This window comes from Micromonospora sp. NPDC000207, from assembly GCF_040300925.1.
Lineage (GTDB): Bacteria > Actinomycetota > Actinomycetes > Mycobacteriales > Micromonosporaceae > Micromonospora.
The window spans coordinates 24,756-37,713 of record NZ_JBEPEQ010000029.1 but is presented as its reverse complement, the minus strand read 5'-3'; the positions used below and the strand labels follow the sequence as shown (position 1 = coordinate 37,713).

9 protein-coding genes, 1 tRNA gene and 1 other RNA gene are annotated in these 12,958 nt (G+C 70.0%); 7 read left to right on the top strand and 4 right to left on the bottom strand.

The window, feature by feature from the left end:
- Positions 1 to 23 precede the first annotated feature (23 nt).
- The 4 genes from ABT336_RS09915 to ABT336_RS09900 all read right to left on the bottom strand — a co-directional run bounded on the left by ABT336_RS09915 (position 24) and on the right by ABT336_RS09900 (position 4,079).
- On the bottom strand, positions 24 to 572 hold the full coding sequence (locus ABT336_RS09915; RefSeq protein ID WP_350896146.1) for a hypothetical protein: 549 nt from the start codon (positions 570 to 572) through the stop codon (positions 24 to 26).
- Positions 573 to 605: 33 nt separating this feature from the next.
- Positions 606 to 1,184: a hypothetical protein gene (locus ABT336_RS09910; protein WP_350896145.1), complete on the bottom strand. Its 579-nt coding sequence runs from the start codon at positions 1,182 to 1,184 to the stop codon at positions 606 to 608.
- 183 nt (positions 1,185 to 1,367) lie between these two features.
- The gene (locus ABT336_RS09905) at positions 1,368 to 3,680 is read right to left on the bottom strand and encodes a hypothetical protein (RefSeq protein ID WP_350896144.1); all 2,313 of its coding nucleotides are present in this window, start codon (positions 3,678 to 3,680) and stop codon (positions 1,368 to 1,370) included.
- Positions 3,681 to 3,994: 314 nt separating this feature from the next.
- Positions 3,995 to 4,079 (bottom strand) — tRNA-Ser (locus ABT336_RS09900).
- An 82-nt stretch (positions 4,080 to 4,161) separates the two neighbouring features.
- Here ABT336_RS09900 and ffs point away from each other — a divergent pair.
- From ffs to ABT336_RS09865, 7 genes are all read left to right on the top strand, one after another.
- Positions 4,162 to 4,251, top strand: an RNA gene (gene ffs, locus ABT336_RS09895) — signal recognition particle sRNA small type.
- 169 nt (positions 4,252 to 4,420) lie between these two features.
- Complete coding sequence (locus ABT336_RS09890; protein WP_350896143.1) at positions 4,421 to 7,342, top strand: DNA polymerase III subunit gamma and tau; 2,922 nt, start codon at positions 4,421 to 4,423, stop codon at positions 7,340 to 7,342.
- 543 nt (positions 7,343 to 7,885) lie between these two features.
- Positions 7,886 to 8,194, top strand: a complete 309-nt coding sequence (locus tag ABT336_RS09885) for a YbaB/EbfC family nucleoid-associated protein (protein ID WP_350896160.1) — start codon at positions 7,886 to 7,888, stop codon at positions 8,192 to 8,194.
- An 8-nt stretch (positions 8,195 to 8,202) separates the two neighbouring features.
- Positions 8,203 to 8,796: a recombination mediator RecR gene (gene recR, locus ABT336_RS09880; protein WP_350896142.1), complete on the top strand. Its 594-nt coding sequence runs from the start codon at positions 8,203 to 8,205 to the stop codon at positions 8,794 to 8,796.
- Positions 8,797 to 9,238: 442 nt separating this feature from the next.
- The gene (locus tag ABT336_RS09875; protein ID WP_350896141.1) at positions 9,239 to 10,903 is read left to right on the top strand and encodes an ABC transporter substrate-binding protein; all 1,665 of its coding nucleotides are present in this window, start codon (positions 9,239 to 9,241) and stop codon (positions 10,901 to 10,903) included.
- A 78-nt stretch (positions 10,904 to 10,981) separates the two neighbouring features.
- Positions 10,982 to 11,986 (top strand): ABC transporter permease, encoded by a 1,005-nt coding sequence (locus ABT336_RS09870; RefSeq protein WP_350896140.1) that lies wholly within the window; start codon positions 10,982 to 10,984, stop codon positions 11,984 to 11,986.
- Positions 11,983 to 12,951: an ABC transporter permease gene (locus ABT336_RS09865; RefSeq protein ID WP_350896139.1), complete on the top strand. Its 969-nt coding sequence runs from the start codon at positions 11,983 to 11,985 to the stop codon at positions 12,949 to 12,951. The genes ABT336_RS09870 and ABT336_RS09865 overlap by 4 nt, the downstream gene beginning before the upstream one ends.
- Positions 12,952 to 12,958 lie beyond the last annotated feature (7 nt).

The window sequence follows — 12,958 nt, the reverse complement described above, 5'->3', positions numbered from 1 at the left end:
CGGGGGCGGGGTCTTCGCCGGGTTCAGCAGGGGCCGTGGCCTTCGTCGAAGAGACGCCGCGCCCAGTGGGCGTACCCGGCGATCACCTTCTGGACCTGTCGGCCGTCGTGGAGGAAGAGGTACGCGCGGTCACCCCGTCGGGCGAGCAGCCCGTCGAAACGGTACGTCCCCTGTGGAGCTTCGAGGCGTTTCGCCTTCGGGTAGCGGGCTCGCGCCTCGGGCAGGGGGGTGCCGATGGTGACCCCCTCCGGGGTGGCCATCGGTTCACCCGCCCAGATCAGGACGAGGCGGTCGTCGATGAAGATCGGGCTGGCCCGTTCGTGTCCGGTGAGCAGTGGACCGCAGGTGTCGACCTCGGGCCGGAGTACGCCTCGACGGGCCAACTCCTCCTCGGTGTCGCCGAAGGCCACGTCCGGCAGGCCGTTGAGGTCGACGACCTCGATGGTGCCGACCGGTTCCGCGTTCGTCGGCTCGGTCTCGGCCGGGGCCGGACCTGTCGGCCGAGGTCCGCTGCCGGCGATCCAGGCAGCCGCGAGCAGCGTAGTGATAAAGACGAATTGTCGCAATTTCATGGAATCCCCCAGTCCCCAACGTGACGAGGGCGTTCAGGTTGCTGGTCGGGGGCGAGATTCCTCCTCTTCCCACCGTTCGGCCAGGTCGTCCCAGTAGTCGGCGCTCAGTCCACGCCGTCCGTGCGCCAGCCACCCGGCGGTGTTCCGCTCCAGGTGCAGCCCCACCTCGGCGAAGGGGTCGATCCACCGGCCCGGTTCCACCCCGAGCCGGTGCAGGGCCGCGTTGATCGGCCAGTCCACCCGAGGGTCGTCCAGGACGTCGTCGAAGACCGGGCCGAACCCGACCTCCCCGCCGAGCCACACCACCGCCGCCTGGCGACCCGCACCCCCACGGAACTCCGCCTCCAGGTAGGCCACCGGACCCAACCCGGACCAGCCCCGCAGCAACTCGGTGAAGGAGGGCGGGAACAGGAGGTGGAACGGGTGCTCGGCGGTCGGGTCGACGGTGGCGAAGTCCGGCGGCGTACCGGTGATCTCCTCGACCAGCTGCGGTGTCACAGGCAGCAGCGCGAAGTCCTGGCGTAGGGCGGCGAGGACCGCGTGGTCCAGGTCGACGGTCTGCTCCCGCAGCAGGTCGGCGTCGGCGACCACCGCGCTGAGCTGGTAACTCATCCCACTCCCTCGCCATCCACAGGCTGTGGATGGAACATGTGTACGACGGTGGTGGGTCCGTCCCGGCGATCCACGAGTCGGTGGTCGAGTTCGGCGGTGACCCACGCCCGGGACCGTACCGAACGCACACACGGCTGTCGGCCGGTCCGGGGACCTGCCGACAGCCGCGAGTGGGGCTACCTCCTAGCGGGTCACCCGGTAGGTGGCGTCGAGCGCGTCGGCCTGGAGCAGCACCGTCAGCGGCCCGGTCGGCAGGGTGCAGTTGATCGTCCGGGTGACGGCGTAGAGCCCGGAGGCACACACCTGGACCCCGTCACCGTCGTAGACCCGCAGCCGGGCCCGACCGGTGCCCGACGTCCGGGTCCAGGTGAGGCTCTCCTGCGCGGCGTGGTCCCCGGCGGGGATCGAGAAGCAGGCCACGAACCGGTCCGGGCCGGTGGTGACGGTGCTGCCCGTCGAACCGGCGACGAGGGTCGGGCAGGTCGGGGGTCCGGTCACCCGGGCGAAGGTCAGCCGGTACGGAGAAGCGACGGCGCCGTTCGCCGGTGCCAGGACCACCGAGTACGGCGCGGACCCCGTCAGCACACAGCCCGGCTCCCGCAGCTCCCACCCGTCACAGAGGGCGCTTCCCGTCGAGTCGACCACCGTCATCTCGGGTGAGGACGCGGTGGTGGCGTTCCCCGGCAACATCGCCACCACCCGGCTGCCGTCGGGGCTGCTCAACTGTCGGCAGTCGTGCTGCCCGACGCCCTGGAAGGTGCCCACCTCCGGGTCGTCCTGCCACCCCGTGACGGACGCCTGCGGACAGGAGGCCGGCGTCCAGGGGAGCAGGGTGGCCGCGTACAGGTAGTCGTTGTCGACCACCTGGGTCGTGTTCCCGTCCAGGACCAGGGTGTACGTCCCGGCGGCGGGGAACTCGCACCTGACCTCGGAGCAGACCCGCAGCCCGTCGGCGTCGTACACGATCGGGTAGAGCCTTTCGTTCGCCGTGTTCGACGCCGTCACCCGGTACGTCCCGGCGGCCGGGACCTCCAGGGAGCGGCACCGGACACCGGCCGGGGATCCGGCCGGTACGGCGTTGTACGCGCCGAGCGTGACGGTCGGGCAGCCGACCGCGTCGGAGAGACGGCGGATCTGCATCAGGTACATCAGGTCGGTGCTGCCCGTGCGCCACTCCGTCAGGTGCGAGATCACCCGGTAGGTGCCGGTGGCGGGCAGGACACAACCGGTCTCGTCGCCGGTGTATTCGGTGCAGACGGGCGTTCCGGCCGGGTCCAGCAGCCAGGTACGGACGTAGTTGTACGACTCCGGTGCCCGATAGACGACCATCCGGTCCCCGGCGTCGCCGTGGAACTGCTGGCAGTCGGTCTGCACCGGTGAGGTCTGGTGCACCTGGAGGGCGTCCGGCGTCCAGGAGGTGTCGGCAGGCGGGGCGCATCCGGTGGTGCCGCCGATGTTCGCCACCGCGACCTGATAGGTGCTCGGGTCGATGAAGGAGTGCGGGTTCCTCACCAGCAGCGTGTACGCGCCGGTCGACGGGATCGGACAGTGCCGGGCGTTGGCGTAGGACTCACACACCTCGTCACCGGCCGAGTCGTACAGACTCCAGCGGAGGAACTGCGCGTTGAACGGGTCGAGGCGGACCACCACCGGATCCGTGCTGCTCGCCTCCACCGCGTGACAGGCCACCTCCCCCGGCCGGTGGACCGTGGCACCACCGACAGCGGTGCCCGGGTCACCGAAGGACGCCAACGGCAGCGCCGGGCATCCGGTGGCCTGGGACAGCCGCGGCATCCGCAGGGTGTAGGCGGCTTCGGTCCCGTAGTACTCGAAGAGGAGGAGGCGGTACGGACCCGGCCCGGTGAGTTTGCAGTAGTCGATGTATTGGATGTGGCAGAGCTTCTCGTGCCCGGCGTCGAGGACCTGTCCCTGGAGGTCACCAGGACTGTCCATGTCCCGCAGATAGAGCACCGAGTCGGTCGGCTGGTCGAACCGGTAGCAGTCCGCCGCCGCTCCTGCCGACAACGTTGCACCGACCCCCGGCGAGGCGAACGAGAAGAACGCCGCCGGTAGGTCCTGACACCCGCCCGGGGTCCGCGTCGACTGCACGGAGAGCGTGTAGTTCCCGCTACCCGTGGGGTGCGGCAGCCGCACCGTCACCGTGTACGTGCCGGCCGGACCGAGCTGACACTCGCCAGCGTCGATGTTGATGGAGCAGACCGACTCGTCGGCGCTGTCGGTGACGTACCCCCGCGCGAAGGTGCCGTCGCCCCGGGTCAGCTTCGTGACCAGCGTGTCGTGGTCGACGGTGGTGGTGACGGTGAAGACGTGTTCCTGCCCGCCGACGATGGCCGGGCACTCCTCGACCGCACCGAAGGTCAGCGGCCCCCCACAGGACACCGCCGCCGCAGCTGCCGGTTCCGGCGCTGCCGGTTCTGGCGCTGCCGTCGCCGGTGTCGGCGAGACCAGCAGCGGTACGGCGGTCGCGACTGCCACCCCGAGCGCCAGCAGCCACCTGCGGCCCCTGGCTCGTCGACGTGGTGTCGGTGCAGGAAGTGGTGTGAGTGCAGACAGGAAGACGCCCACCTGGATCCCCGTTTCTCCCGAGCGGCAACGCTCTGCGCGAGCGACAAGATACTTCCACGGGCGTCGATCATTAGCAACGGGCTTGCTCGCGGTCACGGTCAGTGCTTGCCGGGGGTGTGATCGTGGGCCGGCGCGGGTTGGACACAGCTACGAGGTGCCGGGGACATGACGAAGGGCCGGCCCCTGTCGGGTGCCGGCCCTCGCGTACGTGTTGCTCAAGAGAGCGGAGGATACGAGATTCGAACTCGTGAGGGTGTAAACCCAACACGCTTTCCAAGCGTGCGCCCTAGGCCTCTAGGCGAATCCTCCGCGAGCCAGGATACAGGTACCCGCCGGGTGGGCCAGCCCACCACCCCCTGATGATCCACGGGGCGTCGGGTAGGGTGGGTGTCACCTCCCGTGCGGCGGTACCTCGTGAACCTCCCCAGGGCCGGAAGGCAGCAAGGATAAGCGAGCTCTGCCGGGTGCACGGGAGGCCTTTCTGTCTCCAGGCTGGTCCGCGTGCCCGGCTCCCGCCCTTCGAAGTGAGAAGGGGACCCTTCTCTACCGTATGCGTTAACCAGGGGCCCTTCCTTGCACCGGGGCGGCGGGGTGGGTGGTCACCCGGGGCGGACCGGCGCAGAATGGCCCGGTCGAGAGGAGGCGTACGGGTGACACTGGCGCTCTACCGCAAGTACCGGCCGCGTACCTTCGCCGAAGTCATCGGCCAGGAACACGTCACCGAGCCGCTGTCGCAGGCGTTGCGCAGCGGACGGCTCAACCACGCGTACCTCTTCTCGGGGCCGAGAGGGTGCGGGAAGACCTCCAGCGCCCGGATCCTGGCCCGGTCGCTCAACTGCGAGCAGGGGCCGACCCCGGAGCCGTGCGGGCAGTGTGAGTCCTGCCGGGCGTTGGGCAGCGACGGCGGCGGGTCGATCGACGTCATCGAGATCGACGCGGCCAGCCACGGTGGCGTCGACGACGCCCGGGAGCTGCGGGAGAAGGCGTTCTTCGCCCCCGCCAGCAGCCGATTCAAGATCTACGTCATCGACGAGGCGCACATGGTCTCGTCGGCCGGGTTCAACGCGCTGCTCAAGCTGGTCGAGGAGCCCCCGGAGTACGTCAAGTTCATCTTCGCCACCACCGAACCGGAGAAGGTCCTCGGCACGATCAAGAGCCGGACCCACCACTACCCGTTCCGGCTGATCCCGCCGAAGGTGCTCCGGCCGTACCTGGAGCAGCTCACCCAGGCCGAGGGGGTCGCCGTCGAACCGGCGGTCTTCACCCTGGTGGTCCGGGCCGGTGGTGGCAGCGCCCGGGACAGCCTCTCCGTCCTCGACCAGCTCATCGCCGGGGCCGGGCCGGAGGGGGTCAGCTACGCCCGTGCCGCCGCCCTGCTCGGGGTGACCGACTCGGCGCTGATCGACGAGATGTGCGACGCCCTGGCCGCCGGGGACGGTGCCGCCGCGTACGCCACTGTCGACAGGGTGGCCGAGGCCGGGCACGACCCCCGCCGGTTCGCCTCCGACCTGCTGGAACGGCTCCGGGACCTGATCGTCCTCCAGCAGGTCCCGGACGCCGCCGACAAGGGGTTGATCGACGGCCCGGCCGACCAGATCGAGCGGATGACCGCCCAGGCCCAGCGGCTCGGGCCGGGCACCCTGTCCCGCTGCGCCGACATCGTGCACAACGGCCTCGTCGAGATGCGCGGCGCGACCGCCCCCCGGCTGCTGTTGGAGCTGATCTGCGCCCGGATGCTCCTGCCCGGGGCGGACGACTCCACCGGCGGCCTGCTCCAGCGCCTGGAACGGATGGAACGCCGGATCACCCTGGGTGGCACCGACCTGTCGTCGGCCGCCCCCGGGTCCGCGCCGGTCACCCCACCCCCTGCGGTACGCCCCGAGCCCGCCCCCGCCCCAGTCGCCGCCCCGGCTGCCGCGCCTGCTCCGGGGGGCACCCCGTCCGTCCCGGGTACCGCCCCGACAGCGTCGCCTGGTGGTTCGTCGCCAGGTGGTGTTCTGCCAGGTGGTCCGTCGCTCGGTGGCCTGTCGCCTGGTGGGGCGGGAGGCTCCCAGCAGGGTGGCTCCGCCCCGTCGGCCCCCGTCGGGTCGCCTGGTGGGTCGGCTGGTGGGTCGCCTGGTGGGTCGGTGTCGACTGGGGAACCCCGACGGGTGCCACCGGAGACGGTGATGCCGGACCCGGCCACCCCTGAGCCGTCCCGCCCCGGCACCCAGACCCCGGGAGCCCTCGACGCCGTCGCCGTACGCCGGGTGTGGCCCGACGTCGTGGGCAAGGTCAACCGAACCCACAAGAAGATCGCGGCGCTGATGCGCGACGCTGTCGTACGCGACCTCGACGGCGACACGCTGGTGCTGACGGTCAAGTCGGCGGTCCTGGCCAAGATGCTCTCCGACCACGGACAGGTACTCACCGACGCCCTCTACGAGGAGTTGGGTGGGCGCTGGCAGATCTGGTGCGAGGTGGCCGGTGAACGTGGTGGCGTACGCGCTACCGCCGCTCCCTCTCGTCCGGCACCGCCACCAGCACCAGCACCAGCATCGCCACCAGCACCGGCACCTGCGTCGCCATCAGCACAAGCACCGGCGTCGCGGGATGCTTCGGTGGTGTCTCGGCCGGTGTCCCCGGCCGGTCCGGCCCCGGCAGGACCTTCGGGTCCGGCGGCCGCTGCTGGTACTGGTGCCGGGGTGAACGGTGGTGGCCCGGCTCAGGGCGGCAGTGGCCACAGCGGTGCGTCCGCCGGTGCCGGTGCGTCCGGAGCCGGTTCGGCTGGCGGCAATGTGTCCGGCGGTGGTGTGTCCGGAGTCGGTTGGGCTGGCGGCGGTGTGTCCGGCGGCGGTGCGTCCAGTGCCGGTGTGTCCGGCGGCGGTGTGTCCGGAGCCGGCTGGGCTGGCGGCGGTGCGGCATCGGGGGATGGTGAGGACTGGCCGGAGGCGGCCCGTCCCGGCGGTGTCGTCTCGGTGGACACCGAGGGGGGACCGGCTCAGTCGGAGGATGCCTGGCCGGAGGCGGCCCGACCCGGTGGGGCGCCTGGTCCGGCGGGCACGCCGACCGGCCCGTCGGGTCGAGGCGGCTCGTCGGGTCGAGGGGATTCGTCCGGTTCCGATTCCGCTTCGGGAGTGAGCAACTCCGTGCCGAGCGGTACGCCCCGACAGAACGGTGGTCAGGGGCAGAACGGTGGTCAGGGGCGGAACGGCGCCCCCGCCAGCAGTGCCATCGCGGCGGCCCGGGCAGCCGCTGCGGCGGCCGGGACGAGGGGGCATTCGGCGACCGGTGTGGACCGGGGACAGTCGGCTCGGGGGAAGACCGCCGACGCGGACTGGGCCGGCGAGCCGCCGTACGATCCGGACTTCGACGGGCCGGTCCGTGGTGGGGACGGGCCTCGGGGCAGGGGTGCCCAGGGCAACGGTCAGCCTGCGACGGCTGCGGCCTTCGAGGGGTTCGACCCGGGGGACGAGCCCCTGGACGAGGTGATCGACGAGCGGGCTGCCCGCCAGAGCAGCGAGGAGCAGGCCGTGCAGCTGCTCCGCGAGGCCTTCGGTGCCGAGAAGATCGGCGAGGTCGACGCCCGCTGACACCCCCGTCGTGGCTGTCCCCGTCACCGCTGACCCCCGTCACCGGGCTGACCCCCGTCACCGGGCTGACCCCCGTCTTCGCCGATCACTTGTCTCCGCTGACACATCGACTGATCGTTGGCTGTCTACCTACCCGACACGCCGAAGAGTCGGTCGCTTAAGCGCCAACGATCGAGGAGTAGCTCGGGTTGACTCGGGCTCGGGGTGGGCGGGGTGCCGTGGGGTGGGTGGTTGGGTTGGGCTCGGGTGGTGCGGGCTCGGGTGGTGCGGTGCGGGGTGGTGTGGGGTGGGGGGATGCGGGATGGGTCGGGCTGGGTGGTGCGGTGCGGGGTGGGGTGGTGCGGGATGGGTCGGGCTGGGTGGTGCGGTGCGGGGTGGGTGGGGTCGTGCGGGATGGGGGTGCGAGGTGGGGGTGCGAGGTGGGGGTGCGGGATGGGTTGGGTTGGGTGCGGGTGGGGCGGTCGGGAGCGGATAGGCTGGGCGGCGGCCGAGCAGACGAGTGCGAGAAGGAGCCCATCCGTGCGCCCAGGTGGACAGCCGAACATGCAGCAGATGCTCAAGCAGGCGCAGAAGATGCAGCAGCAGATCGCCCAGGCTCAGGCCGAGTTGGCCGAGGCCGAGCTGACCGGTACTGCCGGCGGCGGTCTGGTGACGGCCACGGTCTCCGGCAGCGGTGAGTTGAAGGGCATCAAGATCGACCCGAAGGCTGTCGACCCGGAGGACGTCGAGACGTTGGAGGATCTGGTCATGGCGGCCATCCACAACGCCAACGAGGCGGCCCGGGAGTTGACCGAGCAGAAGATGGGGCCGGTCGCCGGTGGCATGGGCGGCCTCGGCCTGCCCGGGTTCTGAGCCGCTAGATGTATGAAGGTGCCATCCAGGACCTGATCGACGAGCTGGGTCGGTTGCCGGGCGTCGGCCCGAAGAGCGCCCAGCGGATCGCCTTTCACGTCCTGTCGGCGGATCCGGCCGACGTCAACCGGCTGGCCGGTGCGCTGCGCAAGGTCAAGGACCTGGTGCGGTTCTGCACCACCTGCTTCAACGTGGCCGAGTCGGAGCAGTGTCGGATCTGTCGTGACCCGCGTCGTACCGATGAGGTGCTCTGCGTGGTCGAGGAGCCCAAGGACGTGGTGGCGATCGAGCGGACCGGTGAGTTCCGCGGTCGCTACCACGTGCTGGGCGGTGCGATCAATCCGCTGGAGGGGATCGGGCCGGACAACCTGCGGGTCCGGGAGTTGATGGTCCGGCTCGGGCAGGGCGGGGTACGGGAGTTGATCCTTGCCACCGACCCGAACACCGAGGGTGAGGCGACCGCGACGTACCTGGCTCTGATGGTGAAGCCGATGGGGATCTCGGTGACCCGGCTCGCCAGTGGCCTGCCGGTCGGCGGTGACCTGGAGTACGCCGACGAGATCACCCTGGGGCGGGCGTTCGAGGGACGTCGCAGCGTCTGAGGCCCTCGCGAAGCCGAGAGCGCACCCCTGGAGGCGCAGCCGCGAGGCGGACACAGGAGCGGACCCGCGAGGCGGACACAGGAGCACACGCGAGGCGGACCCAGGAGCGGACCCGCGAGGCGATCACCCTGCTCTGGGGGGCGGCGAGCGGTGGAGCGACGTCGGGGGCGGCGGTCCTCTCAGGAGTCGACGCCGGAGTCTGACAGTGCTCGGCGTCATCGTTCGATTGACGTAACAATCTCGTATCGCGACCGTCGATTCTTCGGCGGATCGCCGCTCAAGCCTGCGAATCTTCGAACGTATCGATAGAAAGACACGATCCGATACCAACCCGTCCATCGATGGTTTCCCGCGGGTCCAAACGAGGGCTAAGGTTCCGGCCATCGGTGACCACCGTTGTCACCGCGTTGTCCCGTACCCCTGAGGACGAGGTGAAGCACCCATGCGTGCACCCAGGCCGAAGGCCGCCATCGCGGCCGTAGCGGTCGCGGCCCTCGCGGTGGCAGGTTGCGCCGAGAGTGACCGTGAAGAAGGCTCCAGCGGGAGCAAGAAGGACACCCTGGTCTTCGGCGTAGCCGGTGACCCGAAGGTGCTCGACCCCAGCCTGGCCAGCGACGGCGAGTCGTTCCGGGTGGCGCGTCAGGTGTTCGAGACCCTGATCCGCGCGGAGGAGGGCGGGACCAAGCCGAGCCCCGGTCTGGCCGAGACGTGGACCCCGGACGCCACCGGTACGGTGTGGACCTTCAAGCTCCGCTCCGGCGTCAAGTTCCACGACGGGACCGACTTCGACGCCGAGGCCGTCTGTGTCAACTTCAACCGTTGGTACAACGCCAAGGGCCTGATGCAGAGCCCCGACGTGACCGCCTACTGGCAGGACATCATGGGCGGGTACGCGCAGAACGAGAGCGAGGACCTCGGCGAGAGCCTCTTCAAGTCCTGCACCGTCAAGGATCCGACCACCGTCGACCTTGCCTTCACCCGGGTCTCCAGCAAGATCCCGGCCGCGCTGATGCTCCCGGCGTTCTCCATGCACAGCCCCAAGGCGTTGCAGGAGCACCAGGCCAGCGACGTCACCGGCACCGCCGAGGACATCAAGTACCCGAACTACGCCCTGGAGCACCCGACCGGCACCGGCCCGTTCAAGTTCAAGGGTTGGGACATCGCCAACAAGACGCTCACCATCGAGCGCAACGAGGAGTACTGGGGCGACAAGGCCAAGCTCAAGACCCTCATCTTCAAGACCATCTCGGACGAGAACGCCCGCAAGCAGGCGCTGCGCTCCGGTGACATCCAGGGGTACGACCTGGTCGGCCCGGCCGACGTCGAGCCCCTGCGCGGCGAGGGCTTCAACATGCTCACCCGGCCCGCCTTCAACATCCTCTACCTGGCCATCAACCAGGAGGGGAACCCGAAGCTGGCAGACCTGAAGGTCCGGCAGGCGATCGCCCACGCGCTGAACCGGCAGGCCCTCGTCGACTCGAAGCTCCCGCCGGGCGCGCAGGTCGCAGTGAACTTCTTCCCCGACACCGTCGAGGGGTGGAACGGCGAGGTCACCCGGTACGACTACAACCCGGACAGGGCCAAGCAGCTGCTGGCCGAGGCCGGGGCGACGAACCTGAGCCTGAAGTTCCACTACCCGACCGAGGTCACCCGGCCGTACATGCCCAACCCGAAGGACCTGTTCGAGCTGCTCTCGGCGGACCTGCAGGCGGTGGGGATCAAGGTCGAGCCGATCCCGCTCAAGTGGAGCCCGGACTACCTCAACGCCACCACCTCCGGTAGCAACCACGACCTGCACTTCCTGGGCTGGACCGGGGACTACGGCGACGCGTACAACTTCATCGGCACCTTCTTCGACCGGAAGAAGGACGAGTGGGGCTTCAGCAATCCGGCCCTGTTCGCCCAGTTCAAGGACGCCGACTCGACCGCCGACCCGGCGGCCCGGGTGGAGAAGTACAAGGCGATCAACAAGTCCGTCATGGACTTCCTGCCGGGTGTGCCGATTTCGCACTCGCCCCCGGCGATCGTCCTCGGCAAGGACGTGACCGGGGTGACGGCGAGCCCGCTGACCGACGAGCGGTTCGCCACCGCAGAGTTCAAGTCCTGACCGTATGACACGGACGCGGGCGGGTGTCGTTCATGACGGCACCCGCCCGCGCCCCTCCGTACTCTTCCGAGGCCGCCCGTGTTCCGGTTCATCGTCCGTCGCCTGTTGCAGCTGGTACCCACGCTGTTCGGGCTCTCCATCCTGCTGTTCATCTGGCTACGTCGACTGCCCGGCGGCCCGGAGACCGCGATCCTCGGCGAGCGGGGTACCCCGCAGATGCGCGCCGAGATCCGCCGGAACCTGGGCCTCGACGAGCCGCTGCTGGTGCAGTACGGCCGGTTCGTCCGCCGGATGCTCCAACTGGATCTCGGTACCTCGACCTCCACCAAGCGGGCGGTGACCACCGAGTTCCTGGAACGGTTCCCGGGCACCGTCGAGCTGACAGTGACCGCGATGATCATCGCGATCGGGGTGGGTATCCCCCTCGGCTACCTGGCCGCCCGTCGGCGGGGGCAATTGCTGGACCACCTCTCGGTGGGAGGCTCGCTGATCGGGATCTGCATCCCGGTGTTCTTCCTGGCGTACGTCCTCAAGGCGATCTTCGCGGAGAACCTGAACTGGTTCCCGGCCAGCGGACGGCAGGATCCGACGATCGGGGCGACCCGGGTCACCAACTTCTTCGTCCTCGACGGGCTGATGACCCGCGAGTGGGACGCCGCCGCCGACGCCCTCTGGCACCTGGTCCTGCCGGGGATCGCGTTGGCCAGCATCCCCCTGGCGATCATCGTCCGGATCACCAGGGCCAGCGTGCTTGAGGTGCTCAACGAGGACTTCGTCCGTACCGCCGAGGCCAAGGGCCTGACCGAGAGCACCGTCCGCCGTCGGCACGTGCTGCGCAACGCCATGCTGCCGGTGGTCACCTCGATCGGGCTGCTGACCGGTGGCCTGCTCTCCGGGGCGGTGCTCACCGAGACGGTCTTCGCCTTCAGCGGGATCGGGGCGTTCGTCGCCGACGCGATCAGTCAGCGCGACTACCCCGTCCTGATGGGCTTCATTATGATCATCGCGGTGGTGTACGTGCTGGTGAACCTGATCGTCGACCTCTCCTACAGTCTGATCGACCCGAGGGTGAGGGTGCGATGACCGTCAACCTGGGCCGCAAGGGCGAGAAGATCGACCGGCTCGCCGAACTGGCCGCCCGCGACGACGAGCGGGGCGTCTCCCTCTGGCAGGAGGCGTTCCGGCGGCTGCGTACCAACCCGGCGGCCATCGTCGGCGCAGTCATCCTGACGATCTTCGTCCTGGTCGCGCTGGTCGGGCCGGTGTTCGTGCCGTACGGGCCGACCGACTCGATCGGGATCCGGGAGGGGCTGGTCCGGTCGGGGCAGGGGATCATCCCCGGTGCCTCCGGGGACCACTGGCTCGGCTTCGACCACCAGGGCCGGGACGTGTTCAGCCGGATGGTCGTCGGCGCCCGGCAGACGCTCCTGGTCGGCGTGGTGTCGACGCTGATCGGGCTGGCCGTCGGCGCGCTGATCGGCGGGATCGCCGGTGCGGCGGCCGGGCTCGGTGGCCGGTGGGGACGCTGGGTGGACAGCACTCTGATGCGCTTCATCGACATGCTCCTGGCGCTGCCCAGCCTGCTGCTCGCGGTGAGCATCGCGGCTCTGCTGGGGGCCAGCCTGACCACCGTGATGATCGCGGTCGGGGTGGTGTCGGTGCCGGTCTTCGCCCGGCTCCTGCGCGGGTCGATGATCGCCCAGGCGAACAGCGACTACGTCCTGGCGGCCACCTCCCTGGGGGTGCCCAGGGCGAAGATCGCCCTCACGCACGTGGTGCCCAACTCGCTGGCCCCGGTGATCGTGCAGGCCACGTTGACGCTGGCCACCGCGATCATCGAGGCTGCGGCGCTGTCCTTCCTCGGACTGGGTAACCCCGACTCGGCCGTACCGGAATGGGGGGTGATGCTCGCCGACGCGCAGCCGTACCTGGGGATCCGCCCCGGGCTGGCGATCTACCCGGCGGTGGCCATCATCATCACCGCCCTCGGGTTCACCCTCCTCGGTGAGGCAATGCGCGAGGCGCTCGACCCCAAGCTGCGGAAGTAGGTCGATC